Origin of the sequence: Halomonas sp. 111 (genome assembly GCF_052379685.1) — a bacterium.
Taxonomy (GTDB): Bacteria; Pseudomonadota; Gammaproteobacteria; order Pseudomonadales; family Halomonadaceae; genus Vreelandella; species Vreelandella citrativorans.
In genome coordinates this window covers 199,057-223,044 of record NZ_JBQSYV010000001.1, presented here as the reverse complement: position 1 = coordinate 223,044, position 23,988 = coordinate 199,057, and the positions used below count along the sequence as shown (strand labels likewise).

Sequence of the window (23,988 nt, the reverse complement as noted above, 5' to 3'; positions counted from 1 at the left end):
AGTAAAGGTTTAGTTTGTACTTTAGTGTGGCAGGCGGCAAGGGGCATTAACGTAGGCGGATATTTGTTTAGCCATTCGACTCAAATCCGGGCATGCTTGGCGGTTAACGTTCTTTTGCTGCCTGGAGCCTATGACTACGTCCTCGTTACCCAACCACCTTCCGCGCCACTTGGCCATTTTGCTGCTAATGACCGTTGGCACCATGTTCGCTGCCAACCATGTATCGGCCAGGCTTGCCTTTGATAACGGTACAGGGTTACTGCTGGCCGTATTAACGCGTTCCGGGGTAGCCTGTTTGATCCTGCTCGCCCTTGTGATCGTTCAGAAGAAACGCTTATGGCTGCCTTCGGGCACTTGGCCTTGGCAACTGGTGGTAGGCCTTCTTATCACCATTCAAAGTGTCAGCCTTTATTCAGCGGTTGCGCGGCTTCCTGTCGTTATTGCGCTACTGTTGGTCAATACCTTCCCCATTCAGTTAGCACTATTGAGTTGGGCGCTGGGCGGGCCGCGTCCAACGCTTCGCAGCTGCCTTATTATGGGGACCATTTTAATCGGGCTGTTGGTCGTGCTGGATATTCCTGCGTGGCTTTCCAGTGCTGACAGTATGGGGCCGGAATGGGTCGCCGGTATTGGATTTGGGTTGCTGGCCGCGTTCGTTTTCGCCTGCGCGCTATGGGTTACCGAGCACCGTTTATCCCAGGTAGGCAGCACGCTGCGCAGTCTTTTAACCATGCAAACCGTGTTTTTCGCCATGGTAATCGGCGGGGTTTTAGGTGTCGTGCCAGGCGGCATGAGCCTACCTGACAATAGCCAAGGCTGGGTGGGTTTGGGGCTTTTGGCGCTGCTCTACGCCACCGCGTTCTCGACACTGTTTATTTTTGTGCCGCGCCTGGATATGGCGCGCAACGCCCCGGTCATGAATATCGAACCTGTCGCCTCTTTGGTGATCGGCTATTTCGTATTAGGGCAAACGCTAAGCCCAGGCCAGTTATTGGGCGGGGCTGTTGTGGTGGGTGGTATTGTCGCACTTAGCCTATCCAAGGGGCGGTAAACGTTGCGTTCTTTCCGGACATGTACCACAATGAATCTGTGTAAGGAAACACTGTTTTTTAACGGAGGTACATGACGATGAAGATGACCGTATTATCACTCACTTCTGCGGCACTCTTGGTCGGCGCGGGTGCATTCGCTGCATCAGCCCAGGCACAGCAATCATTGGGTTACCCTGAAGGTTACGTGGCGGGCGACGCCATGTTTTGGAACCTTGACCCTGACCGCGGTTCCTCACGTAACGACGTAGGCCTGCGTTTACGCGGTGGCGCGCAGTTCAATGATTACTTCGCGCTCGAAGGGCATCTGGGTACCGGTGGCTCCGATGGTGATACCAAGCTGGATTACCTGGTAGGTGCTTACGCAAAAGGCATCGCGCCTATTACCCCCAATGCGCGCCTTTATGGTCTGGTCGGTGTCACTGAAGTGGACTTCGACCACGACAGAGAAAGCGGTTTCTCCTATGGCGCGGGCGGTGAAATTGATGTCGCCAACAATCTGGCCATCAGCGCTGATTACATGCGTTATCTGGACAAGTCTGCCTACGATTTCGATGCCGCAAGTGTGGGCTTAAAATACCGTTTTTAATGATTAACGCTTAAAACGCGTTAGTGGTGTATCCAACCCCAGGGCCTTTTGGCTCTGGGGTTTTTTTATAGGGTTTTTCTGCAGGCAGCCAAGGACGCTACTCAATAACGTTCATAAAGCAGAAGGGTGGCTTATTGTTAGCTTGCTAATCATTTGCTAAAATACGCTATTCCATTAAGCATGCGCTGGCCATAAGCGCTCTGCGCGTACGCAGAAGGTGCGCAAATCAACGAGTAAAACTTCATGTCCCCTGATCAAAAATTCGCCCGCTGGGTGAAGGTAGCGCTGGCTGCCTTTGCACTGCTGTTTATCTATTTCTTGATAGCTGACAGCTTCATGCCCATGACGCCCGAGGCCAGGGTAATGCGCCCGGTTGCCCGTGTGGCGCCAGAGCTCAGCGCGCCAGTGAAAGAAGTGGCCGTGCGTGACCATCAGCAGGTTGCTAAAGGCGATGTGCTGTTTCGTCTGGACCCCGAGCCCTTTCAGCTTGCCCTTGATCAAGCGCGGCTAAATCGTGAGCAGGCTGAGCGCGAAAACACGCGCCTTGAAGCAGAGCTTGCCGCCGCCCGGGCGGTGCTGGCCTCTGCCCAGGCCGTTGCGGAGGAGCGCAGCAGCGAGCGGCGCCGTGGCGAAACCCTGGTGGGGCGGCAGAGTATTTCACGCCAGCAGTACGAGCAGCAGGTAGCGGCTGAGCATACCGCCCTGGCAGACGTGGCTTCCGCCGAGGCGAACATACAGAGCCTGGAAGTACAGCTAGGCGAGAACGGAAATACCAACCTGCGCTTGCGCCAAGCCGACAACGCCCTTGAGAAAGCGCAGTTGGACGTCGAACGTACCGAAGTGCGGGCGGCAGAGTCAGGCCAGGTGACGAACTTGCAGCTTCAGGTGGGCGACTATGTTCAGGCAGGGCAGCCAGTGATTGCACTGGTGACTCAGAACATGGATATCGTTGCCGACTTCCGTGAAAAAAGCCTACGCCACGTACTGCCCGGCGACTCGGCTGCGGTGATCTTTGATGCCATGCCTGGGCATATCTTTGAAGGGCAGGTCAGTGCTTTTGATGCTGGCGTGCGGGAAGGGCAACTGACCGCTGATGGGCAGCTGGCGGATATTCCTACCTCTGACCGCTGGGTGCGCGATGCGCAGCGTTTGCGTATTCATGTTGCCCTCAACGAACCCATTGCGGCGCTGCTGCCAAGTGGTGCCCGGGCAACGGTGCAACTGCTGCCGGGAGAACATGCGCTGGCGCACCCCTTTGCATGGCTACAAACGCATCTGATCAGTTGGCTACATTATGTCTACTGATGCGGGCTCTACTACTGCAGGGCCCGCTGATACAAAACCGGCGGATGCCAGCACGTGGTCAATCAGTCACGTGTTGCGTAGTTTTTTTAAGCGCACGCCCCGCCGTAGCGGCGCTGGCCCAGAGGCACCTGCTTACCATCGCCTGAGTGAGAATGCCCTTCGCCAGTGTTTGCGGGTGGCTGGTGGTGGCACGCTCGGATTTATTATCAGTCAGTTAATGGGTTGGAACTACGGCGTCTTCTTTACCGTTTTTCCGATGTTTTTGCTGGGTATGGTGCCCATTCTGAATATCAGCATTATTCGCCAGTTTTTAGGTAACGTATCGGTGAATGCGCTGGAAGTCAGCCTGGTGGTCGGCCTACTTAAACATATGCCGGTGGTGATGACGCTGGTCGTGTTGGGTATGTTCCTGTTTCGGTTTAGCTTGATGGCAAAAGGCCCGTTGTTTCTGTTTGGGGCCAATGGCGTATTAACCTTAAGCATCCTGCTGCATTTTGCGAGCTACCCCAGCGTCGATCTAGCGGATTTGTTGGCCTCCAATTTTGTGGCCAGTGTGCTTGCCGTGTTCATCGCCATGCTGATGTACACACTTTTCCCCGACGTTGAGCCCCGCCAACCGCCGCCCAAAAGCACCAAGACGAAAGCGCAGATGCGCCATGAAACGCTGATGGGCGGCATTACCGCGACACTTTCCTTTGTCGTTTTTCAGGTGTTTGACCTGCAGGGGTCGCTCTCGGCACAAATGGCGACCATTCTGGTGCTGTTCGCGATGGGGTATGCCGGTGCGCGCGTATCCGCTCGCAAACGCGCCATCGGCACGCTGTTGGGGTGTAACCTGGCGCTGATAATGCAGCTTCTGCTTTATACGCAAAGCAACCACTTCCTGCTGGCGATTGTGCTTTATTGGTTGGGGCTATTGCTGTTTGGGCGCGAACACATACTTGAAGGCGGTGGTTCCGGCATTGGGTTTGGCGGGATGACCACTTTAGGCATTCTGTTTGGGCAATCATTAGGCCCCAGTCAGGACCTTGTCTATAGCGCGCTGTATCGCTTCTCATCCATGAGCGTGGCGCTGGTAGTAACGCTACTCGTTATGGCTTGCCTGCATTATTTGCTTAATCTTTGGGAGCCAACGCGACTACCCGAAAGTTAGCGTAACACGTCGACAACAGGGGCTTTCAGGCCCCTGTTTGCGTTTAACCCTTGAGTTTTTAAACCGCTTTACACTTCCTGGTACAGCTGGCTTCCCGTTTGGCGAAATTTCTCCGCCTGCTCTTCCATGCCGCGCTTAACGGACTCCGCGTCGTTAGTGCTTTCTGGCGTGCGGTCGCGGTAGGTGTCGCGCACTTCCTGGCTAATCTTCATCGAGCAGAACTTGGGCCCGCACATGGAGCAAAAATGCGCGACCTTCGCGGAATCCTTGGGCAGGGTTTCATCATGGAATTCCCGCGCGGTGTCCGGGTCGAGGCCCAGATTGAACTGGTCTTCCCAGCGGAATTCAAACCGCGCCTTGGAAAGCGCGTTATCACGCCGCTGTGCTGCCGGGTGGCCCTTGGCGAGATCCGCCGCGTGGGCGGCAATTTTGTAGGTAATAATGCCGGTCTTGACGTCATCTTTATTGGGCAGGCCCAAGTGCTCTTTTGGCGTGACATAGCAGAGCATGGCACAACCAAACCAGCCGATCATCGCCGCCCCAATGCCCGAGGTAATATGGTCGTAGCCTGGTGCGATATCCGTGACCAACGGGCCGAGCGTGTAGAAGGGCGCCTCGTCGCAGTACTCCAACTGCTTGTCCATGTTCTCCTTCACAAGATGCATGGGCACGTGGCCGGGACCTTCAATCATTACCTGCACGTCGTGCTTCCAGGCAATGTGGGTCAGCTCACCCAGGGTTTTAAGCTCGGCCATCTGCGCTTCGTCATTGGCATCGGCGATAGAGCCTGGGCGCAGGCCGTCACCTAGCGAGAACGCCACATCGTACTGCTTACAGATCTCGCAGATCTCCTCGAAGTGGGTGTACAGAAAGCTCTCCTGATGATGGTACAAACACCATTTGGCCATAATCGAACCGCCGCGTGAGACGATGCCCGTCACCCGGTTGGCGGTCAGCGGCACATAGCGCAGCAAAACGCCTGCGTGAATGGTGAAGTAATCCACACCCTGTTCGGCCTGCTCGATCAACGTATCGCGAAACACCTCCCAGGTCAGGTTTTCGGCCACGCCGTTGACCTTCTCCAGCGCTTGATAGATGGGCACCGTACCGATAGGCACTGGCGAATTACGCAAAATCCATTCGCGGGTTTCGTGAATGTTCTGCCCGGTGGAGAGATCCATGATGGTATCCGCGCCCCAGCGAATCCCCCAGGTCATTTTGTCGACTTCTTCTTCAATCGACGAGGTGACGGCCGAGTTACCCAGGTTGCCGTTAATCTTGACCAGAAAGTTACGCCCGATAATCATCGGCTCACTTTCGGGGTGATTGATGTTATTGGGAATAATCGCCCGCCCACGAGCAACTTCATCGCGCACAAACTCCGGCGTAATCTCTTCTGGGATGCTGGCGCCGAAGCTCTGGCCGCGATGCTGGTGGCCCAGGATTCGCTCTACCTCGGCATCGCCCAGCGCTTGGCGGCGCTGGTTCTCGCGCAGGGCGATAAACTCCATTTCCGGCGTGATAATCCCTTGGCGGGCGTAGTGCAGCTGGGTAACGTTCTTGCCTTCTTTTGCCCGACGCGGCGTGCGTTTCAAATCAAAGCGCAGCTGGGCCAGCATGGGGTCGTTGGCGCGGCGTTTGCCGTACTCAGACGTATGGCCTTCTAAAAACTCGGTGTCGTCGCGCTCCTCAATCCACGCACGGCGAAGCGCGGGAAGCCCACGGCGTAGATCAATCTGGGCGTTGGGGTCGGTGTAGGGGCCAGAGGTGTCGTACACCAGCAGCGGCGGATTCTGTTCATCCACGCTGGTCGTTTTGGTCGGCGAGAGGCTGATTTCCCGGAACGGCACGCGGATATCCGGGCGCGAGCCTTCAAGATACACCTTGCCTGAACCGGGCAGCGGAGAAATCGCGGCGGCATCCACTTGGGCGGTTTCGGCAAGAAAGCGGGCTGTCTTCTGGGTAACGGTTTTGTTCACGGTTATATCCTTGTTATTGGAATTAATGGGAAAGGTCCAGGCCCATCTGCCAGAAGTCGATTTCCAAGCGCGTGGCATCGCGGAAAATTTTGCTGAGCTCATTAAAGCGGGCAGGGGTGACGTCGGCGAGGCGAGCATCCAGCCATTCAAGCTCGGCCTGCATGGCGGCCTGAAACTCCTCGCTTTCGTACATCGCTATCCAGGCATCGAACGGGTTATCGCCGCCACGCACTGTGGAGGATTGCGCGTTCAGCCAGTTGGCGATCTCGCCATAGCCCACCAGGCAGGGGGCAAGTGCCACGTGTAAATCCAGCAGGTCGCCACGGTTACCGGTATCCAGCACGTAGCGGGTGTAGGCCATGGTCGCCCGAGCTTCTTGTAGCTCGGCAAGTGCCTCCTCGGAAATACCCCACTCGCGACAAAAGCCCACGTGCAAGCCCAGTTCCACATCCACAATGGTTTTCAACCCTTCGTGGGCCTGGCGCAAATCGGCAAGCGTAGGGCTTTTGTAGGCGGCCAATGCATAGGCGCGAGCGAAGTGAATCAGAAACAGATAATCCTGCTTCAGGTAGTGACGAAATGACGCTTCAGGCAGCGTGGCGTTGCCCAGCTGGCGCACAAAGTCGTGCTCAATGTAGGCGCGCCAATCGTCATGGCAGGCAGTGGTTAAATCAGTAAAGCGGTAGCCCATACATCCTCCGGTGGTGGTGATCCGAAGGGCAGGCGAAAAGATCGAGGAAATGGCACGGAAGGGTGGCGAGCGATTGTGGGAGAGAGCTAGCCGGCGCCATCGCTTGATCCCTACGCCGGTACCCGCGCTACATCAAAAGCAGCGCATTAGCCGGATCAGGTTCAGCGGGACCAGCGCTTGGCAGCAAAATTGCTACGCCCTGCGCCATCTCAGCCGGATATCACCGGCACCCCGTCAAGCATTCAACTCAGCGAGTCTAGGTGGCGGTGGAAGGAGATGCAAGGGGGCGAACGACGGTGCTACGTGTTAATTTGAATCGATTATGTCTATCAACACTCACCACCACAGCATGATGCGATCAGGAAGTACTGACATTGACCACCGATAACAAAACGGGTTGGGAAGCCTTCTATCGCGCCAATCAAACGCGAGCCGCCTCGCCGCTGTTACGCCGCGCTTTGGGGGATGAGTGCTTAGCCAAAGGCAACGGCCATGCTATCGATTTAGGATGTGGAGGCGGCATCGAAACCGCGCTACTGCTGACGTCGGGGTGGAAAGTCTTGGCGATCGACAAAGCGCCCAACGCCATTGCGCGAATCGAAACACTGAAAGCTAAATTACCCGGCGCTGATCTGAAAGTGATGGTTTCGCGCTTCGAGGAATTGAAAGGCCTGCCATCGTCTGCCCTGATCCACGCGGGGTTAAGCCTACCGTTCTGCGAGCCAGCGCACTTTCCCATTCTATGGAACATGATCCTTTCAGCGCTTGAACCGGGAGGGTTATTTGTCGGGCACCTCTTCGGAGACAGGCACGATTGGGCCAAGCATCCAGCAATGAGCTTTCACTCGATGCAAGAAATAGAAGCGCTGTGCGATGGTCTGAAAATTGAGCTTTTACGCGAAAGCGAGGGGGAGGGTGGGCTGGAAAAGCACCACTGGCATCGGTTTGATCTGATTTTAAGAAAACCAGTGATTTAACCGAGACGCTGCTTATTTGTGGCAGCTGCCTCGCGCTTTCCTATCGTCAAATACTCCAGGAACTACTCCACCTCTATACCTTTAACCATAGCTGGCTGGCACTTGTCATGAAAACGAATCCAGTAGCAATACGTTTTCTCAGTGCGAAGGCTATAGCGTTTTACCCGCAAGGTAGCCCGGACCCTATCCTTTGGCTTCATGGGGGTATCCCTTTGCATGAATATTTATATGTATTTATATACAGCATTATTGAGGATGGCAAATCGTGCCAGCACGCGAATTTTGGATAGGCAGCCAAAATTTGCTTTGCTAGCAATAGAATCAATGAGGTAGATTTGATCAGAGCGGCTGCATAACCTCAATGAACGCGCCAGCACGTTCATTGAGGTTATGCAGCCGACTATATAATCACTGTTGTAGCCCTCTTTTCAAAAGGAGTTCCACATGACAGATGAAACAACAAACGCAGAGCCCGCGCCGTTCGCCGTTCCGCACGACTGGTTCCTTCAGTCATTGGTAAACATGGCAAACGACGGCATTGAAGTCGGAGTTACATTGCAGGTCAGCGGCCTCCTTGTCTCCGGTATCCTCGCGAGCGGAAAAGCTTACTTTGAAGGTTTTGCGGAAGACTTCTCCAGCGGCCTTAACGATCCAGAGGCGGCAGAATCTGTGAGGGATTCCTTTGCCAAGTACGGTGAGATCTACAAAAAGGAAGGCGACGATGCGCCCCCTCCACCGCAATACATACATCTTAAAAACGCTCGCTTTTTCAATACTTCCGGCCACCCAATCCCCGGAAACAAAGGGGTTTGGTGGCGAGGCCGCATTTCAGAAGTCGCAGGTTTCACGCTGGGCAGCCTCGGGCAAGCAGCGGGCTAACCCATCATTCCAAGGGACGCGCCGCGATGAAGCCGCGTCGCGCCCCTGAATTCAGACGTTAGGCACCTATGACACATATGGATATCTGCAAAGCCAACATTGCACTGGGTCAGGAAGTGCATGATTTTATGGTCAATGTGCCAAATGTTAATGAAGAGTCCGTTACGGATTTTCTGATTTGGCGGTGGCGCCAGTTGGACAGCCGCTTTAAGTACTTGTCCGCCAAGACTTTTACGAAGCATCAAGAACACCACTTAACTGGAGCCGATTTTGAATTGGAGCTTTGGCTGGTAGGGCGGAAGAAAGCTATTCCGTTGTTGTTTCAGGCAAAGAAATTCATAAAATCCTTCGATTCCTACGTGCGCAAGTTTAATTATCCAAGCAATAGCCAAAGTCAACTTGCCACCCTTCAGAATTATGCAGCCTCACGTTCGATGTTGCCGTTTTACGCAATTTATAGCCCCAATGCTGGAGGGGCCAAAGCATTGTGCGGTGGTCGTCGATTACAACCTGATTCTGGCGTTTTTATGTTGCCGGCCTCAGATGCAAAGGCTTTTGGTGACGCTAAATTTGGCAAGCGGCTTGGGTTACAAACCATACTCAATAAGTCCAATCCGTTTCACTGCATTTTCTGCTGTCCGTTGAGGCGCAGAGGTCAATATTTCAGCCGCTACTTCGGCACAGAATTAGATGGAGTCGTTCGGGATTCCGAGGAATTGCCACCGTATGTCCAAACCCTCTTGCACTCTGAAAATTCTAGCGGTAGGGAATCTTGGCCAGAAGAATGTTCACGTATAAAGGCAATCGGCGTGTACGATCTGAGGGAGGAAGAGTAGGTGCCTAACAAATCGCTGCAGGTGACGCTTGACCCGCCAGCCGTTTTTGCTGTCGCAAAAGCAACTGTCGCCACAAACGCACCTGAGCTCAGGAGTTAGCGAAAAACTCGGGCCGCATCAATTGGGCGCCATCACTATTCGATATGGAGAGTTCTTGCTTGACGTCATACCGGACCAACTTAAAAGTGCAACAGGCCAACTCCTTCTACAACTATACAGTTGGCCTTGACGTCACGGATGTGGACCTTGTCAAAACCGCCACTAATCTTCTCAAGTCCAAAATAGCCCGGACTGTTTGCTTCTCTGACTTGAAGTGCGTCTACCTTGATGTGGATGGTTGCGTCCAGCTTGAGTGGCTTCGGCCGCAAGGGCGGCAGTGGGATTCCCATTGGAAAGTCAAATTTAGTGACAACCTCCCAAGGCATACAGCTGCCGATCTCCTGTTCTGCCTAGAACTTTCATTCCTTGAACAACGCATCGAAAGTCCAGAGGCAAGGCAGATACCGTCGCATCTCCGAGCAGCGCTACCACCTCTGGTCTTAGAGCGCGACGGCTTGACTCTTCCAATCCACCCGTGGCTTAAGCTTTATTCTGACGGAATATTGCTCATTAGCTTCCAGCTAGATGCCGCATGGTCTGGATTGGATGAGGGTGATTTCATTCAAGAAATAGTGAACCTATTTCAACAATATTTTGATCGGGTCTGGGTTCAGGAACACCTTCAGCGGATAGATGCGGAACAGGAGCTACTTAGTGACTTTGGAAGCGAGCTTTCGATTGGTGGGCAGAGAGTTGCCAGCCGAAAGACCCAAAGGCTGGTAAAGAAGATACGTCGAGATGGGCGAGCGGTGCTCGAAGAATCCCTTGGAAAGTGTGGGCGAGCCTTCGATATCAGCGGGGAATCTTGCGTTCTTCACCAAATCGCTGGCTCCGAGGGGCAATCAGATTGGGAGGCGACAATTGACCTTTGTCGGTCCATCTATGTTCGTGCTGTCGCAAGTTTGGTCGCGGTGAGCGGCCGAAGGGGGGGGCGGGCACCACAAGCACAGCTGTGGCAAGGCCGCCCCTCGATTTCATTGATGCGTTTTGTGGATCAGCCGGATTCGAAGGAGGAACTGCTAGAAAAGTTCGGTCCATCTATATCCCGCGTACTAGGACGACATGGCGAATTAGAGGACCCTCCGGCCTTGCCACCCGATTTGCGGCTGTTCGGAGATTACTGTTTCCATGGGGATAGAGCGCTCCTCCTTTGGACTTGGCTAAGAACGCCAGATCAGCCGGACAATGTTTGGGAGGAAGATAACACCCAGGGTCGTCTGTTGGAGAACCAGGCCAGAGCAGAGCACTTCGAGTACCACAATTTGCGAATTGCGCGTGCCTGCGCGACCGCGAGCTCTCCCCAATCAGATGAGGACTTGGTCGAGGCGTACAGTGTACTGGCGGGGGCTGAAGCTGTAATTCACCATTCGGGTCAGGCGGGGGAAATCACAGATGCGCTTGACTACTTGCTAGCAGCGGCGGGAACAAGGGGTCTTATAGCTTCGGGCAAAGAGCAGGCACGGTGGCATCTGGACGAACGCCGATACCGAGCGGAGAAGAAGCGAGGGCGTGTTGACCGTTGGTTGACAGGAGTATTCGGGCTAGTAGGAGTTGCCGGTTTTGCAGACCTTGTGGTTCAGCCGCTCCTCACTGATATGTATCCCGAGAATGGCGAGGCCTGGACAGGATTGTATGCCTTCGCCCTGTCCTTCGCGGTGGTCGGCTTCGTGGCTGTGCTCATTTCGATTATCAATATACTACGTCGCTAATTAACTGGATATCGAAGCAGCAAGATGCTAACGAGTGAATGAACCCGACAAACTCTTCCGTTCGCTTCGCGCGCTCCAGACTTTGCGGGTTATTCTGGCGTTATTGACCATAAATCAATAATGATACCTAAGCTGCGCAATCAGTAGCGCATCATCCGCCACCTTGTAAACGATCCGATGTTCGTCGTTGATTCGTCGAGACCAGTAGCCGGAAAAGCCGTGTTTGAGTGGTTCGGGTTTGCCTACGCCCTCGAACGGCTGCCGCTGAATCTCTTTGATCAGCTTATTGATGCGGCCGAGAACCTTCTTGTCGGTTTTCTGCCAGTACAAGTAGTCTTCCCAGGCATTCTCGGCAAAGATGAGCCTCACTCCAGGAGCTCCTTCTCTTGGCCACCACCTTGTTCCAGCTCGGCCATGGCGTCGATCAAACGGCGCGCGTTGTGGGGTGAACGCAGTAGGTAAGCGGTTTCCTGTAGCGCCTCATAATCTTCCAGCGAAAGCATGACCACCGAAGGTGCCTTGCTGCGCGTGATGATGACAGGTGAATGATCTTCGCAGACCTGCTCCATGGTCTTGGCCAAGTGGCTTCGGGCGGCGGTATAGCTAATAGCATCCATAATAATACTCCTGTACGTAATGTTGTACTGTACAGATTATTGTACATGGAAAGGCGGTAGACAACAACTTTCTACTCACGCGCCTGCTTTAACGCCAGTCAGACGTTTTGCTTGGGGCGCTTGATCATTCAGCGGCCCGAGTCGATTTATCCCCCGGGCTGGTACCGCCCCAACCACCCAAGCGTCATGAGCACGGCAAACTGCACCGCGAGCCCCGCCTATGTCGTATTTCCATCGCCGCCGAAGGTGGCTAGTTAGGTACCGCGTTACGAGTGGTAGACCTGGCTGCGGCCGCCATCAATCAGAATGTCGGTGGCATTGATAAAGCGTGCTTCGTCGCTGGATAGAAACAGCGCCGTGTTGGCGACCTCATCGGCCTCACCGATGCGCTGGCACGGTAGCAAGTCTATCTGTTGCTGACGTTCGGCTTCGCTTAAGCCGTCCAGCCAGGCTTGTGCGGGCGGCGTGCGGATTAGGCCGGGTGAGATAGAGTTGACGCGGATGCCGCGCGCCGCATATTCGATGCCCAGTGAGCGGGTCAGACCGATCAGGCCGTGCTTGGCGACCGGGTACGGAAAGGCGCCGGGAATAATCTTGTGTCCGTGAACTGAAGCGATGTTGACGATATGGCCATACTTGCGGGCCAGCATGCCAGGTAGCGCAGCCTGAATGACCCGCCACGCGCCTTCCAGATTGATCGATAGGCAACGCCGCCAAGTGGCTTCATCGGTTTCGAGCGGGTCTGAGAAAACATTGACGCCAGCGGCATTGATCACAATGTCGATTCGGCCCAAGGCATTGCCAACCTCCGCAACTGCGCGATTTATCGCGGTCGTCTCGGCGACATCGGATTCCACTCCCAGGACAGGGCGGCCAATTTCGCGCTCAAGCCGGGCGCACTCCCTGGCGAGCGCATGGCTATCCCGGTCTAGCAATGCCACGTTCGCGCCTTCGGATAGAAAACGCTCAGCCGTTGCCAGCCCGATGCCGCTGGCCCCGCCGGTAATGAGTGCTGTACGTTGTTTGAGTCTCATGCGTGGTAATCCCGCTATTTATAATTGAGCTGATAGGTAGAGTGCGTCAGGAAGGCATGGCTGCCTTTTCTATAATAATTATTCCGTCCAACGCCATGTTCGGTCGTTCATGGTGTTAAGTCCATGATTGAAGCAGGATAGGTTTCAGCTTCGCCCTGTGTTCATCCGTGGGTGTCAGCCGGGGCACGGCAAGCGCGCTATCTATTGGCGTAGGAACCTTTCTTCTGTGAGCTTGCCCCCTGCCTGGCTAAATCTTATTGTCGAAACGTCAACAGAGCCCAGGAAACAAGAGGGATGACCCTTAACCAAGGCAGCTGCATCATCGCTGTTATGTGTAAGCATGGAGATATTAATGACACAAAAACTATTTTTTCCGGTGATTGAGACCGAGCGATTGACCATTAAACCGTTAGTAACAGATGACGCGGATAGTTTACTGGAAATTTTTTCTGATCCTGAGGTCATGCGGTATTGGCACACTGCTCCCTGGGCAGCGATTCAGGATTCACTTGAATTTATTAATGACAGCCACGATTCGATGCAGCGTCAAGAGTCTCTTGTACTTGGTGTGTACCTGAAGTCTACAGGCGAGTTGGCTGGTAAATGCATGCTATTTAGCTACGACAAGGAATCCAAACGAGCCGAGATCGGTTTTGGGTTAGGCCGTTCTTGTTGGGGTAAAGGCTATGTATACGAGGCGGGAGAGGCGTTGATTCAGTACGGGTTCAACTCATTGGGACTTCGGAGAATTGAAGCAGAGATCGACCCAGACAATCAATCTTCTGCGAAAACGCTAGAGAATCTTGGATTTTCTCAAGAAGGGCTTCTAAGGCAGCGTTGGGAGGTCAATGGCATCGTCTCTGACTCGGCAATGTATGGGCGGCTGATAAGCGATCACCCTGCATAGCCAGGCGCCTGTTGTGGACGTTAGACCAAGAGTAGATTCTGAATATGACAATCCCAGAGATAACAAACGAAGCAATACAGGCACAGTTAGTCGTAGAAGACGTCCTGGGTGATTCGATCATCGGTATTTATCTCTTCGGCTCTGCTGTCGTTGGCGGTTTAAAGCACGAAAGTGATGTAGATATTTTAGTCGCCGTCTCAAGGCCTCCTGGCTTATGGCAAAGAAAAGCCCTGGTTGCTCGGTTGATGGGCGTATCCGGTGCGATTGGGAATTCCCAAGCCATCAGGCCGTTAGAGCTGACGGTGGTGACAATTTCTGATGTTGTTCCTTGGCAATTTCCGCCTCGGGCTGAGTTTGTTTACGGGGAGTGGTTGAGAGCGAAATTCGAGGCCGGAAGTGTTCCGAAACCAGCCCGTGATCCTGATCTTGCCATTGTTCTGAAGAAGGTAAGGGATAACAGTCTTTCGCTGTACGGAAGAAGCGCCGCTGAGGTTTTTGAGCCTGTGCCTATGGCTGATATTAGACGGGCAATGTGCCACTCCTTGCCCACTCTTCTGGCCGACGCTGCGGGCGATGAGCGTAACGTGGTTTTAACCTTGGCACGCATGTGGCGGACAGCGGCCACTGGCGATATTGTTCCTAAAGATGCTGCGGCAGAGTGGGCGGAAGGGCAAGCACCACCTGACCATGCAATGCTATTGAAATATGCTCGGGAAGGTTATCTGGGGATAATTGAGGATAGATGGCAGGATAAGCATGAGGACGTTGCAGCGCTTGCCTCCTATTTGAAAAATTCGATTGAGGGGTGCCTCGATACCCCGTAAAACAATCCTCACATGCCTTTTTGCCCAAGTGGCGTTTGATGGAGGGGGGCTCTTGTACCTGTTGTCGTGCCGTTGAGACTACGAGTGGTTTCAGCCCTGCTGTGACAAGCGACGCCGTCGCTTTCATTGCCCCAACACTTGCGGGTTAAGCTGCCACACGCTCCAGGTCAGCGCGCAGGCCAGGCTCACCCAAGCGAGGTAAGGCACCAGCAGTAGACCCGCCAACGGCTTGAGTCGCCAGAACATCACCAGCGTCATCAAAATCAATACCCAAAGCGCGGCCACGCCGATAAAGGCGAGAGCGCCCAGCTGCCAAGCGAAGAAGAGCCAACTCCATAAGGCGTTGAGCGCCAGCTGTATGGCGAACATCACAAGCGCGAGCTGGGCGCCGGGTTCACGCCAGGCAAGCCAGGCGGCAACGCCCATAAGGCCGTAAAGCGTCGTCCACATCGGCCCGAATAGCCAAGCGGGCGGTGCCCAGGGCGGTTGCACAAGCTCTGCGTAGAAAGAGGCCGCGTTGATGGAGGCCACTGATCCGATGGCGGCGGCAATATAGGCCAGTGCCAGCCAGCCAATCAGGCCCAGAATCTGTTTTTTGCGGGAAAGTGCACGCACGTGAGCCTCTGCTGTAAAGTATGAAAATCACTTCAAGCGTAGTGTAACGCAATGGGATCGGCCACGGCGGCGGTTGCGAAAGAGTGAAGCATGGTTGAAGCGTGGCAGGCGAGCTAGATAAGGCGGCATTAAACAAAGGGAGTGCAACGTGACTGAATCGCTACAAACGCTGTTACTTGAACTCGAGCAGTTTGGTGTAAGCAACGATAGCGCCATCACCGACCGGCCTCGCCGCATGTTGAACATCACCCGTGACACGGGAGAATTCCTTTCCGTGATGGTTCGGGCCACGAATGCTCAACGCGTGCTTGAAATTGGAACGTCTAACGGTTACTCAACACTCTGGCTGGCTTGGGCCGCAGCGGCAATTAACGGCCATGTGACGACCGTTGAACAATCCGATTTCAAACGTTCGCTTGCGGCGAAGAGCTTCGAACGTTCAGGCCTTGCTCCGTTCATTACCCAGGTTCATGGTGAGGCGGGTGCCGTACTTGGTCGCTGCTCTGCATCAAGCATCGATCTTCTCTTTCTCGATTCTGAGCGTTCTGAGTATCTGGCATGGTGGCCCGACATTAAGCGGGTTCTTCGTGAAGGAGGGCTTCTTGTGGTTGATAATGCCACGTCTCATGCTGAAGAGATGTCGCCTTTTGTGACAGTAATTTCCGCAGACCCTGATTTCGCCACGTGTACCGTGCCTGTCGGAAACGGCGAGTTTTTGGCTACAAGGAGCCGATAACATGAAAGACTTACCCGTCAATGTTTCTCCCTATAAAAGAACGCCAGAATTCACCGAAGAGAGCGTTCCCACAGGGTTGTTGAATGACCACACAACCAAAGAGGGGGTGTGGGGAAAAATAGTGGTACTTGAAGGCTTGTTGGAGTACACCATTCAAGAGCCAGCACTGGATATCATCGAGCTAAGCCCAGAGCAGTATGGTGTTGTAGAGCCAACGATAAAGCATCATATAAAGCCGTTGGGCCCGGTAAGATTTTTTGTTGAGTTTTATCGTTGATAGGGAAGTACCTGCCAATCTGCTTACTCCCCTGATATTTCCTCACCTTGAGCGGATAGCTGCTGCCTGGCGTTTTCAATCGTTGGCTGCAGGTGATAAAGGCAGTTGCCGTTCCGGTAGATATCGGCTGGCCCGGTAAGGCGTTCGAGATCATTCGTAGTCAGAGTCGTTTGGCACGTTAGGTCATCTTGCGGCTGAGTCGTACCGAGTAGCATCAAATGGCCGAGCAACAGCCAGTCGCCATCGTGCTCGCCATACGCCTTGCCCACCGCGCTATAAGGTTCATAAACCAGCCACTGGAAGGGCGTGCCGCTGCTGATCTGTAGGGTCTGGCAGGGTTCCGTCTGGCTTAAACAGGCGGAATTCTGCTCAACCAACAGGTTCAGCAAGGGCTCTGGGAGAGTGGCGCCGTTAGGGCTTGCCCTGAACTGTTGGGCGACGTCAGCCAGGTTCTGAGTATCCACCAGTGGTTCCTGGCTCCAACGTTCGGTTTGCCTGAGCGAAAGCTCAATACGCCGAGCTAACTCAGGCTGCGATTGGGCAAATTCGCTCTCTACCAAGGCTTGCAAGGCTAGGGTGCCCGGCTGGCCGAGTTGGTAGCGCAGGTAGTTAACATCAAACGTCTCGGCTGTTGTGCGGCCATCCAGCAACCGCTTGATTTGCTGCTCGGCAACCCAGTGGCGCATATCTGCTAGCGGCGTGTTAACCACGATCAACACAAGGGCCACCAGCAAGGCCAAGCCAACGTTGGCGCGCTGTAGGCTGGGAAGTGCTGCCTGGCGGCGCCACAGCAGAAGCAGACTATAGCTTACGGTAAATGCCGCTGTTAGCACTTGCAGCAGGACAGCCCACAGCCTGTCCAGGCTAAGGCCGTATTGATCTATACGCAGCCAGAGCGCCCAGGCGGCCAGCACGCTACCCACCGGCAGCAGCACAACGGCCAGCAGGATGATGCGGCGTAGCCAGGTGGGATAGGGGGGTAAGCCATGCGCTTGATGAAAGACCGCGTTGAAGAACAGCAGCAGAGTTAACATCAGCGCCATTAATATGGAGGAGGCTCTGCCTGTATCCCAGACGGGCTGCACGCCGGTAAAAAGGAGCATGGAAAAAAACAGCAGAATGATAAGGGCTACCAGCGGCAGTAACGCTTTGATAAGTGCCTCGCTCATCTGCCGCACGCTTTGAATCAGGCGAAAGCGGTTACGAATCATCACCAGCGTTAAACCGATCACCAGCCAAGTGACGGGGTAAATAAACACGGGTTCGCTGAAAAGCGTCTCAAAAAAGCGCACGCCAATAGCCGAAAACAGCGTTGCCCCCAGTAATAACAGGCCCCAGAACACACCAATAAACAGCGTCAATAGGGAAAGCGTCTGGGTGAATTCCCAAGAGTAATTCAGCAGCGGTGAATAGGCGGTAGGCCAGGTTCTGCTAGTGGCGCTACTCCGAAAAAACAGTGCCAGAATGAAAAGCGCCACGCCAAGCGACATGCAAAAGGCAAACATGAACGGGTGCCGCACCCACTGCTGTTGCTCGGGTGTTTGCTCTACCCAGCCAAGGTGCCAGCCCAGCCAAAACAGCAGTGGGGCCAGCAATAGCGGCAGAAAATTGAGGCGATCACGTAGCCGCTCCATGCCGATTAGATAAAGCGCGGGCAGGGCGATTGCTACGGTATAAAGCGCCTTGAGCCAGCGCTGGTCCGCGGCCAGCCAGTGCTCATGCTCGATCGCCAGATGAAGGGCCAGCAGCGCAACCCCTTGTACCACGGCCAGCAAAATCAAGCCCGTACGGGTGGGCTTGTCCAGCGTGTTTGCGCGATGATCATCCATGACAGTTGTCCGTAGGTGGAGTCAGCTTAATCAACATTGACGTTGCTTTAAAAATAATCAGGGTAGCGTTGGATTAAATAACAACATCACCATGACAGGGAAATGGAAATGTATCGAATATTACTGGTTCTTTGCAGAGGAGTACGCTGCCAATGGCGGAACGCTATTCCGCCGTGCTTTCTTAACTGCCTCTGTTAACATTCGTGGCTTGTCGCCTGCCATATTAGAAGGGGCGTTTGAAATAACACCAGGAATTACTTGATGAACCATCCACAACCCAATAATCCGTTACATGGTTTAAGCCTTGAAAAGATCTTGACGCGGTTGGTTGAGCGTTACGGCTGGGACGGCTTGTACGCAGAGATCAACGTTAACTGCTTCTTCAACGATCCTTCTATTAAGTCGTCGTTGAAATTCCTGCGTAAAACGCAGTGGGCACGGGATAAAGTAGAAGCGCTGTATATCAATACCTTTACGGATTAACGCAGAAATAAGTGTAGCGGCGGAGTGGGCTATGAGGTTTACGCTCCTCGCGCCGTTTATGCGGCCATTGAGAATAAAAAAATACATCGTAGCTTGTCGATTTCTCTCACGCTCGAACGACTAGTGATAGTTCGCTTATGCAATCACAGACCGTTTGAAGTATCGGCTTTCGTGAGGAAATTAATGATGATTACGATGTATGGATTTGGAAAAGTAACGCCGCAAGTGGTGGGGATTACGAGGGATTTACGTGTGCTGTGGGCACTAGAAGAGTGTGAACTGCCTCATCAGGTTAATGGGCTTGATGATGTCGCTGGGGAGCTACATAGCGCTGATTATTTGGCAATCAATCCCTTTGGCAAAGTACCCGCAATTGACCATGATGGCGTGATCATTTTTGAGTCAGGGGCTATTGTTATCTACTTGGCGGAGCAATCAGGGAGGCTTCTGCCGACGAGTGAGTCAGAACGCGCTAAAGCCCTGCAATGGACGTTTGCTGCCCTGGATACAGTGGAGCCACCGATGACGCAAATTGCCGTGATTGATTTATTTGAAGCGGATGCCGAGTGGGCAAAGCTGCGGCGTCCGGCACTCGTGGAAATGGCTAGGAACTGCCTCGCAGTGCTCGAAGATGTGCTTATCAGCAAGCACTATCTGCTTGGCGACCAGTTTACCTATCCAGACATTCTAATGGTTGCTGCGTTAAGCCAAATACAGCATACAAATCTTCTAGATGAGTTTCCTAATGTGACTTCCTATTTAACGCGCTGTCACGACCGGCCAGCGTGGCATAAATGCCTTGATGCCTACAATCGGCGCTTGGCAGCGTGAGTGATCAGCATCCCGTACGCTAGCACTTCGGCGAAGTTTATCAGTGTTGGTGCGGATCGACGGAACACACCGGAGAGAAAAACCATGACTACCACTAAACAACCATTGCCGAGTGTCGTATCTTTGGAGGAGTGGAAATTAGCGCTGGATCAGTTTCTCGTAAAAGAGAAAGCGCTAACCCGCGCGCGTGACGCACTGAGTGCTGAGCGTAGGAAATTACCTGTAGTGAAGGTGATTAAGCATTATACGTTTCAGGGCGAAAACGGCCCAGCGTCTCTGCTCGATCTGTTTGAAGGGCGCCGCCAACTCATTGTGTATCATTTTATGTACGCACCTGACTGGAAAGCGGGCTGTGAAGGGTGCTCGTGGGTCGCTGATGCCATGACTCACCCGGCTCATCTGCATGCTCGCGATACCTCGCTAGTGATGGTGTCACGCGCCCCCTTGGAAAAACTTAATCAGTATAGGTCCCGTATGGGATGGGCTTATCCTATCCCATGGTACTCGTCTTATGAGAGCGACTTTAACCATGATGTTGGCGTAACGACTGCGGAAGGTGAGAGGCACGGCGTCAGTGTATTTATTCGTGATGGCAACGCCATATATCGCAGCTATTTTACAGGGGCGCGAGGCGTCGAATATCTTGGCAGTCTCTGGACCTATTTAGACTTGACCCCGTTTGGCCGTCAGGAAACCTGGGAAGATTCTCCAGAAGGCTGGCCACAAACTGAGCCGTATGGCTGGAATCGTCGCCACGACGAGTATGACGTATAAGACTCGCCTGAACTGGGGGTGAAAAAAAGGGCATACACTCAGGGAGGCCATTGACGTTATTCTTGAAAACTTTCCTGACGTGGGTTGAGTGATGACGCATTTGACGTATCGGCGCTAAAAAGCCACCTCACGGCAATCCTTTGCCACTCCTGCTTCCTTGCCTGTTTGCATTGCCACTATTCAGCGATTAATTACTACGTTACACCAGTCCCCGCTTATCACGCCGCGCCGCAAGAATGTCTTTTAGTGTGGCCAGGCCGATGACGCCCAGTACGGAGAGTGAGATTAGCGGCCAGATCAATACATATAACGCCAATATAAAAGTTTGCATGTGTTTTCCTAATGTTTGGCTGGTGCGCTATGGCGCACCAGCGGATGAAGTGATTTCAACGTCTTACACAGGGCTTATTGCCCAGCCCTTGTCACAGAGCGCTTAGGCCCGAGTAGCAGGCTTAGCCGGGTCATAGTTGATGACGTCCTGATTAATCTGCGCGAAGTCGAACTTGCTTGAGCTCATCAGGCTGACGCTGATGCACACAATCGTGCTGACACCGTAGGCCATTAATGAAGCCATTAGCACCGTGTAGTCCCGCAGGAAGCCAACACAGAAGTAGGCCAAAACAAGAGTGCTGAGTGCGCCGACAATCAAACCGGCACGGCGACCGCAGAATCCAAAGGCCATCAGGCCAAGCACTACACCTCCGCCTACGGAGGCCAGCAACTCAAATAGCCCTGCGGTTAGGCCGACCATAGGCAGCAGTTCAAATCGTGCGATGCAGAACATCACCAGGCCTGCGATTACCGCCGAGGTAAACGCCGTGTTGGTGACCCGGCTCCAGAAACAGCTGGCGATCACCGGGAAGACAATTGCGCCCCAGAGCGCGCCAACGAAAATCAGCATGATAAGAATGTCCATGGAGAAGCTGGCGAGAATCACCCCAATCAGCGTCGCCACAATCATGGTCAACCTGCCAATAAACAGCATCCTGGTCGGGTCGGGCTTGTTTTTCGCAATGTTCTTGCCATAGATATCGGCCATGACAATCGCAGACATGGCAGAAAGGTCCGAGTCAGCGGTTGAGGAGAGCGAGCCGATCACAAGAATAAAGAACAGTCCAATAAATACCGGCGAGAGGTACATCGAGACCATCTGCGGGATCAGGTTATTCATGTCGCCATTCATGGGCTCCATGCCGGTCATCAGCGCCATCAAGCCAATCATGCCCAAGCCGATAACAATCGCACCGTAGCCAATGGTCGCGGTGATAAAGGTCGGTTTGATATGGTCTTCACGCACGGCGAACAGGCGTTGGGAGATAGTCTGGTTACCAATCGCGTAGGCCAGCACCGCTACAAAGAAAGGGGCGCCCTGATTGAGGATGGCGTCCACCGAGAACAGATTTGCCTGTTCTGGAGTGAGCAGACTCATGCCGTTCAATAGCGTTTCCGGCCCGCCGATTGCGAACATCACTGCGGGGATGATTAGAATGGCGATGGCCATCATCGCCATCAGTTGGGCAAAGTCAGTAAGGACCGAAGCGCGGAACCCCGACCATAGCGTGTAAGACAGCACCCCAACGCCTGCGATCACCACCCCGGCTTGAAAGGAGAGTGGTGAGAGCACTGAGACCAGTGCGCCGGACGCCGTGAAGTTGACCATCAGGCTGATGATACTGCCGAGTATGTTGGAGGAGGCAAGAATCAACTGGCTGGAGGCGCCATGCCGGGCGTGGATCAGCTCACCCAGAGTGTGCGCATTGGGCGCCAGCTTGCGAAAGCGACGGCCAAAGGGGTAGATGAACAGGATCATCAACGCGCCCCACAACCCGTAATGCAGGGGGCCTGAGATGCCATAGGTATAACCCGAGGTCGCAGCGGCGTAAAAGGAGGCAGCCCAGATCCAGGTGGCGGTCATGCTGGCGGCGCCAAGGCCAAAGCCGATCTGATGGTTAGACACCATGAAGGCGTCGGTATTTTCCTTTTTCTCCTTGATCAGTAGGGTCAGCAGATAAGTGCCGCCGTAAAAGAACACCAGTAAAGCGAGGACCGTCAGGGTCGAGAATTGATAGAAGTTTTCGTTGTACATGGAATACCCATAGGTTTTGCAGCCCAGCATCCTAAATAGCAACCAGCGTTCCGTTGTCGGAAAGGTCGCCACAGGACGTGAGCAAAAAAACAGAACATCTTTCTAGGTATGTCTGTAGCGAGATAAGACTGCGGTTGGCAGTCTGGCCTTGCACTTGCAAGCGTCAGGTGCTGGAAACACCTTAAGCCCTAGATAGGGGGGCCAGGTCAACGCTTGCCATGATGCGTAATAGCGAACGCAATAAAGCGGTGGCAAGGTCGAACCGAAGAGGTACCTTACGCCTTTACGCTCGAACAGTACAGGTTGACGCCCACGCCGACATGTGATAGTTGAAGTGAGGCGCGAACATATCCGCCCCAGGTTGGCTCACTAAAAACAGAAGGCTTGGGACGGGCCGCTAATTTGGCACTGGGTGGTATTTCAGCGCATCAATGGGCAGCCTGTGGTGCTGGATTCCGCCAGCTATCTGTCCGCTAATATCCGCACAGATTTTGATGCTATGCATCCTGCCTGGTGGATTGAGGTCCTTGACCCATGCTCAAGTGACGATAAATAACGCCACTCGCGCCGACTATCCTGCGCTTCTGAAAATATGGGAGGTCTCGGTTCGTGCCACCCACCCTTTTCTGGCAGAGAGCGATTTGCTATTACTAGCTTGTGAGCGCATATAAAAAACGGCCCGAAGGCCGTTTTTTATGCCGTGGCTAGCTGCTTGGCTAACCCTTATACGCTATAGCTTATCCTGGGTTTTATGCTCAAAGTCGCTGGCATCGTGGCGTTCATGCAGCTGTTCGCTGGGCTCGCCAAATGTGCGGTTAACCATACGGCCCCGTTGTACGGCAGGGCGTGCATCAAGTTCTTCTGCCCAGCGGAGCATGTTTGTATACGTGTGCGCTTCCAGAAATTCAGCCGCTTCGTAAACGCGGTTTTTCACCAGGGCGCCATACCAGGGGTAAATCGCCATATCCGCAATGGTGTACTCATCGCCCGCCATATAGCGGTTATTGGCCAAATGGCGGTCAAGTACATCGAGCTGGCGCTTTACTTCCATGGTGTAACGGTCGATAGGGTACTGGTACTTTTCAGGAGCGTAAGCGTAGAAGTGACCAAAGCCACCGCCGAGTATCGGGCCGCTGCCCATCTGCCAGAATAACCAGGAAAGGCACTCGGTACGCTTGGCTGGGTCGGTGGGCAAGAAGGCGGAAAATTTTTCAGCCAAGTAGAGAAGAATAGCGCCTGACTCAAAAACGCGCTGAGGCGGGTTAGTGCTGTGGTCCATCAACGCCGGGATTTTGGAGTTGGGATTAACGTCTACAAATCCGCTGCCGAACTGATCGCCTTCACCGATTTGGATCAAGTAAGCGTCATACTCAGCGGCTTCGATGCCTTTTGCTAATAGCTCCTCAAGCATGATGGTCACTTTAACGCCATTGGGGGTGGCCAATGAGTAGAGCTGAAGCGGGTGTTTACCAACGGGCAGCGCTTTATCGTGAGTAGGCCCCGCGATAGGTCGGTTAATGTTGGCAAATTTACCGCCATTGCCCGGTTCCCATTTCCAAACGCGCGGTGGGGTGTAAGACGTATCGCTCATCATGGCCTCGCTGTGACGTGTCGCGGGCAGCGCCCGGTGGTAAAAATAATCAATTCAAACGTAATAGGTACTCTATGAGGGTAGTAAAACGCAGGTACAAGGGGCGAGAATAATTAGC

At 53.8% G+C, this 23,988-nt stretch carries 26 protein-coding genes and 1 riboswitch; of the genes, 15 read left to right on the top strand and 11 right to left on the bottom strand.

Annotated elements, in window-relative coordinates; all coding sequences use genetic code 11:
* Nucleotides 1-130 precede the first annotated feature (130 nt).
* The 4 genes from ACT3T7_RS01075 (at nucleotide 131) to ACT3T7_RS01060 (ending at nucleotide 4,096) form a co-directional block, all read left to right on the top strand.
* Nucleotides 131-1,051, top strand: a complete 921-nt coding sequence (locus tag ACT3T7_RS01075; RefSeq protein ID WP_172118009.1) for an EamA family transporter — start codon at nucleotides 131-133, stop codon at nucleotides 1,049-1,051.
* 77 nt (nucleotides 1,052-1,128) lie between these two features.
* A complete protein-coding gene (locus ACT3T7_RS01070; protein WP_441678414.1) occupies nucleotides 1,129-1,638 on the top strand; it encodes a porin family protein in 510 nt (169 codons plus the stop codon).
* 243 nt (nucleotides 1,639-1,881) lie between these two features.
* The gene (locus ACT3T7_RS01065) at nucleotides 1,882-2,943 is read left to right on the top strand and encodes an HlyD family secretion protein (RefSeq protein ID WP_172118008.1); all 1,062 of its coding nucleotides are present in this window, start codon (nucleotides 1,882-1,884) and stop codon (nucleotides 2,941-2,943) included.
* On the top strand, nucleotides 2,933-4,096 hold the full coding sequence (locus ACT3T7_RS01060; protein WP_172118007.1) for a DUF2955 domain-containing protein: 1,164 nt from the start codon (nucleotides 2,933-2,935) through the stop codon (nucleotides 4,094-4,096). The genes ACT3T7_RS01065 and ACT3T7_RS01060 overlap by 11 nt, the downstream gene beginning before the upstream one ends.
* 68 nt (nucleotides 4,097-4,164) lie before the next feature.
* On the opposite strand, the gene thiC is transcribed toward ACT3T7_RS01060, so the two are convergent.
* Together thiC and tenA are read right to left on the bottom strand one after the other, a co-directional pair.
* Nucleotides 4,165-6,075, bottom strand: a complete 1,911-nt coding sequence (gene thiC / locus ACT3T7_RS01055; protein WP_444629810.1) for a phosphomethylpyrimidine synthase ThiC — start codon at nucleotides 6,073-6,075, stop codon at nucleotides 4,165-4,167.
* A gap of 22 nt (nucleotides 6,076-6,097) precedes the next feature.
* Nucleotides 6,098-6,766: a thiaminase II gene (tenA, locus tag ACT3T7_RS01050; RefSeq protein WP_172118006.1), complete on the bottom strand. Its 669-nt coding sequence runs from the start codon at nucleotides 6,764-6,766 to the stop codon at nucleotides 6,098-6,100.
* A 90-nt stretch (nucleotides 6,767-6,856) separates the two neighbouring features.
* Nucleotides 6,857-7,010: riboswitch (TPP riboswitch) on the bottom strand.
* A 130-nt stretch (nucleotides 7,011-7,140) separates the two neighbouring features.
* Between tenA and ACT3T7_RS01045 the strand changes: the two genes are divergently transcribed.
* Nucleotides 7,141-7,743: a class I SAM-dependent methyltransferase gene (locus tag ACT3T7_RS01045; protein ID WP_444629809.1), complete on the top strand. Its 603-nt coding sequence runs from the start codon at nucleotides 7,141-7,143 to the stop codon at nucleotides 7,741-7,743.
* Between the two features lie 62 nt (nucleotides 7,744-7,805).
* Here ACT3T7_RS01045 and ACT3T7_RS01040 read toward each other — a convergent pair whose 3' ends face one another.
* Nucleotides 7,806-7,943, bottom strand: coding sequence for a phage integrase N-terminal SAM-like domain-containing protein (locus ACT3T7_RS01040; RefSeq protein ID WP_444629808.1), 138 nt, complete (start codon nucleotides 7,941-7,943; stop codon nucleotides 7,806-7,808).
* Nucleotides 7,944-8,187: 244 nt separating this feature from the next.
* Between ACT3T7_RS01040 and gvpU the strand changes: the two genes are divergently transcribed.
* From gvpU to ACT3T7_RS01025, 3 genes are all read left to right on the top strand, one after another.
* Complete coding sequence (gvpU, locus tag ACT3T7_RS01035) at nucleotides 8,188-8,622, top strand: gas vesicle accessory protein GvpU (protein ID WP_444629807.1); 435 nt, start codon at nucleotides 8,188-8,190, stop codon at nucleotides 8,620-8,622.
* Between the two features lie 68 nt (nucleotides 8,623-8,690).
* Entirely contained in the window at nucleotides 8,691-9,458 is a 768-nt protein-coding gene (locus tag ACT3T7_RS01030; RefSeq protein WP_444629806.1) for a DUF6615 family protein, read from the top strand.
* Nucleotides 9,459-9,616: 158 nt separating this feature from the next.
* Complete coding sequence (locus ACT3T7_RS01025) at nucleotides 9,617-11,266, top strand: hypothetical protein (protein ID WP_444629805.1); 1,650 nt, start codon at nucleotides 9,617-9,619, stop codon at nucleotides 11,264-11,266.
* A 114-nt stretch (nucleotides 11,267-11,380) separates the two neighbouring features.
* Here the strand turns inward: ACT3T7_RS01025 and ACT3T7_RS01020 are convergent, their stop codons facing one another.
* The 3 genes from ACT3T7_RS01020 to ACT3T7_RS01010 form a co-directional block, all read right to left on the bottom strand.
* On the bottom strand, nucleotides 11,381-11,635 hold the full coding sequence (locus tag ACT3T7_RS01020) for a Txe/YoeB family addiction module toxin (protein WP_444629804.1): 255 nt from the start codon (nucleotides 11,633-11,635) through the stop codon (nucleotides 11,381-11,383).
* On the bottom strand, nucleotides 11,632-11,883 hold the full coding sequence (locus ACT3T7_RS01015; protein WP_444622804.1) for a type II toxin-antitoxin system Phd/YefM family antitoxin: 252 nt from the start codon (nucleotides 11,881-11,883) through the stop codon (nucleotides 11,632-11,634). Before ACT3T7_RS01015 ends, ACT3T7_RS01020 begins: the two co-directional genes overlap by 4 nt.
* 266 nt (nucleotides 11,884-12,149) lie before the next feature.
* On the bottom strand, nucleotides 12,150-12,917 hold the full coding sequence (locus ACT3T7_RS01010) for an SDR family oxidoreductase (RefSeq protein WP_444629803.1): 768 nt from the start codon (nucleotides 12,915-12,917) through the stop codon (nucleotides 12,150-12,152).
* Nucleotides 12,918-13,269: 352 nt separating this feature from the next.
* Here ACT3T7_RS01010 and ACT3T7_RS01005 point away from each other — a divergent pair, with 352 nt between their 5' ends.
* Both ACT3T7_RS01005 and ACT3T7_RS01000 read left to right on the top strand, forming a co-directional pair.
* On the top strand, nucleotides 13,270-13,824 hold the full coding sequence (locus ACT3T7_RS01005; RefSeq protein ID WP_444629802.1) for a GNAT family N-acetyltransferase: 555 nt from the start codon (nucleotides 13,270-13,272) through the stop codon (nucleotides 13,822-13,824).
* 35 nt (nucleotides 13,825-13,859) lie between these two features.
* The gene (locus ACT3T7_RS01000) at nucleotides 13,860-14,648 is read left to right on the top strand and encodes an aminoglycoside adenylyltransferase family protein (protein WP_444629846.1); all 789 of its coding nucleotides are present in this window, start codon (nucleotides 13,860-13,862) and stop codon (nucleotides 14,646-14,648) included.
* Between the two features lie 123 nt (nucleotides 14,649-14,771).
* Here the strand turns inward: ACT3T7_RS01000 and ACT3T7_RS00995 are convergent, their stop codons facing one another.
* Nucleotides 14,772-15,263 (bottom strand): TspO/MBR family protein, encoded by a 492-nt coding sequence (locus ACT3T7_RS00995; RefSeq protein WP_444622717.1) that lies wholly within the window; start codon nucleotides 15,261-15,263, stop codon nucleotides 14,772-14,774.
* 148 nt (nucleotides 15,264-15,411) lie between these two features.
* Here ACT3T7_RS00995 and ACT3T7_RS00990 point away from each other — a divergent pair, with 148 nt between their 5' ends.
* Nucleotides 15,412-15,999, top strand: a complete 588-nt coding sequence (locus ACT3T7_RS00990) for an O-methyltransferase (RefSeq protein ID WP_444629801.1) — start codon at nucleotides 15,412-15,414, stop codon at nucleotides 15,997-15,999.
* A gap of 1 nt (nucleotide 16,000) precedes the next feature.
* Nucleotides 16,001-16,276, top strand: coding sequence for a DUF1971 domain-containing protein (locus ACT3T7_RS00985; RefSeq protein ID WP_172115986.1), 276 nt, complete (start codon nucleotides 16,001-16,003; stop codon nucleotides 16,274-16,276).
* Between the two features lie 23 nt (nucleotides 16,277-16,299).
* On the opposite strand, the gene ACT3T7_RS00980 is transcribed toward ACT3T7_RS00985, so the two are convergent.
* Nucleotides 16,300-18,105 (bottom strand): DUF4153 domain-containing protein, encoded by a 1,806-nt coding sequence (locus ACT3T7_RS00980; RefSeq protein ID WP_444629800.1) that lies wholly within the window; start codon nucleotides 18,103-18,105, stop codon nucleotides 16,300-16,302.
* Between the two features lie 261 nt (nucleotides 18,106-18,366).
* Between ACT3T7_RS00980 and ACT3T7_RS00975 the strand changes: the two genes are divergently transcribed.
* The 3 genes from ACT3T7_RS00975 (at nucleotide 18,367) to ACT3T7_RS00965 (ending at nucleotide 20,193) form a co-directional block, all read left to right on the top strand.
* On the top strand, nucleotides 18,367-18,588 hold the full coding sequence (locus tag ACT3T7_RS00975) for a VF530 family protein (RefSeq protein ID WP_444629799.1): 222 nt from the start codon (nucleotides 18,367-18,369) through the stop codon (nucleotides 18,586-18,588).
* A gap of 183 nt (nucleotides 18,589-18,771) precedes the next feature.
* A complete protein-coding gene (locus ACT3T7_RS00970; protein ID WP_444629798.1) occupies nucleotides 18,772-19,419 on the top strand; it encodes a glutathione S-transferase family protein in 648 nt (215 codons plus the stop codon).
* Between the two features lie 84 nt (nucleotides 19,420-19,503).
* Nucleotides 19,504-20,193 carry a DUF899 domain-containing protein gene (locus tag ACT3T7_RS00965; protein WP_444629797.1) on the top strand — a complete coding sequence of 230 codons (690 nt, stop codon included), beginning with the start codon at nucleotides 19,504-19,506 and terminating at the stop codon, nucleotides 20,191-20,193.
* 199 nt (nucleotides 20,194-20,392) lie between these two features.
* On the opposite strand, the gene ACT3T7_RS00960 is transcribed toward ACT3T7_RS00965, so the two are convergent.
* The 3 genes from ACT3T7_RS00960 to yghU form a co-directional block, all read right to left on the bottom strand.
* The gene (locus ACT3T7_RS00960; protein ID WP_216657919.1) at nucleotides 20,393-20,524 is read right to left on the bottom strand and encodes a putative transporter small subunit; all 132 of its coding nucleotides are present in this window, start codon (nucleotides 20,522-20,524) and stop codon (nucleotides 20,393-20,395) included.
* 102 nt (nucleotides 20,525-20,626) lie between these two features.
* Nucleotides 20,627-22,279 carry a sodium:solute symporter family protein gene (locus tag ACT3T7_RS00955; protein ID WP_444629796.1) on the bottom strand — a complete coding sequence of 551 codons (1,653 nt, stop codon included), beginning with the start codon at nucleotides 22,277-22,279 and terminating at the stop codon, nucleotides 20,627-20,629.
* Nucleotides 22,280-23,009: 730 nt separating this feature from the next.
* On the bottom strand, nucleotides 23,010-23,870 hold the full coding sequence (gene yghU / locus ACT3T7_RS00950; RefSeq protein ID WP_087111718.1) for a glutathione-dependent disulfide-bond oxidoreductase: 861 nt from the start codon (nucleotides 23,868-23,870) through the stop codon (nucleotides 23,010-23,012).
* Nucleotides 23,871-23,988 lie beyond the last annotated feature (118 nt).

Excerpts from the sequence above, each read along its gene's own strand:
- ACT3T7_RS01075 (WP_172118009.1), top strand. The coding sequence starts at position 131 with ATGACTACGTCCTCGTTACCCAACCACCTTCCGCGCCACTTGGCCATT.
- ACT3T7_RS01070 (WP_441678414.1), top strand. The coding sequence starts at position 1,129 with ATGAAGATGACCGTATTATCACTCACTTCTGCGGCACTCTTGGTCGGC.
- ACT3T7_RS01065 (WP_172118008.1), top strand. The coding sequence starts at position 1,882 with ATGTCCCCTGATCAAAAATTCGCCCGCTGGGTGAAGGTAGCGCTGGCT.
- ACT3T7_RS01060 (WP_172118007.1), top strand. The coding sequence starts at position 2,933 with ATGTCTACTGATGCGGGCTCTACTACTGCAGGGCCCGCTGATACAAAA.
- tenA (WP_172118006.1), bottom strand. The coding sequence starts at position 6,766 with ATGGGCTACCGCTTTACTGATTTAACCACTGCCTGCCATGACGATTGG.
- ACT3T7_RS01040 (WP_444629808.1), bottom strand. The coding sequence starts at position 7,943 with ATGAAGCCAAAGGATAGGGTCCGGGCTACCTTGCGGGTAAAACGCTAT.
- gvpU (WP_444629807.1), top strand. The coding sequence starts at position 8,188 with ATGACAGATGAAACAACAAACGCAGAGCCCGCGCCGTTCGCCGTTCCG.
- ACT3T7_RS01030 (WP_444629806.1), top strand. The coding sequence starts at position 8,691 with ATGACACATATGGATATCTGCAAAGCCAACATTGCACTGGGTCAGGAA.
- ACT3T7_RS01015 (WP_444622804.1), bottom strand. The coding sequence starts at position 11,883 with ATGGATGCTATTAGCTATACCGCCGCCCGAAGCCACTTGGCCAAGACC.
- ACT3T7_RS01010 (WP_444629803.1), bottom strand. The coding sequence starts at position 12,917 with ATGAGACTCAAACAACGTACAGCACTCATTACCGGCGGGGCCAGCGGC.
- ACT3T7_RS01005 (WP_444629802.1), top strand. The coding sequence starts at position 13,270 with ATGACACAAAAACTATTTTTTCCGGTGATTGAGACCGAGCGATTGACC.
- ACT3T7_RS00985 (WP_172115986.1), top strand. The coding sequence starts at position 16,001 with ATGAAAGACTTACCCGTCAATGTTTCTCCCTATAAAAGAACGCCAGAA.
- ACT3T7_RS00980 (WP_444629800.1), bottom strand. The coding sequence starts at position 18,105 with ATGGATGATCATCGCGCAAACACGCTGGACAAGCCCACCCGTACGGGC.
- ACT3T7_RS00975 (WP_444629799.1), top strand. The coding sequence starts at position 18,367 with ATGAACCATCCACAACCCAATAATCCGTTACATGGTTTAAGCCTTGAA.
- ACT3T7_RS00970 (WP_444629798.1), top strand. The coding sequence starts at position 18,772 with ATGATGATTACGATGTATGGATTTGGAAAAGTAACGCCGCAAGTGGTG.
- ACT3T7_RS00965 (WP_444629797.1), top strand. The coding sequence starts at position 19,504 with ATGACTACCACTAAACAACCATTGCCGAGTGTCGTATCTTTGGAGGAG.
- ACT3T7_RS00960 (WP_216657919.1), bottom strand. The coding sequence starts at position 20,524 with ATGCAAACTTTTATATTGGCGTTATATGTATTGATCTGGCCGCTAATC.
- ACT3T7_RS00955 (WP_444629796.1), bottom strand. The coding sequence starts at position 22,279 with ATGTACAACGAAAACTTCTATCAATTCTCGACCCTGACGGTCCTCGCT.
- yghU (WP_087111718.1), bottom strand. The coding sequence starts at position 23,870 with ATGAGCGATACGTCTTACACCCCACCGCGCGTTTGGAAATGGGAACCG.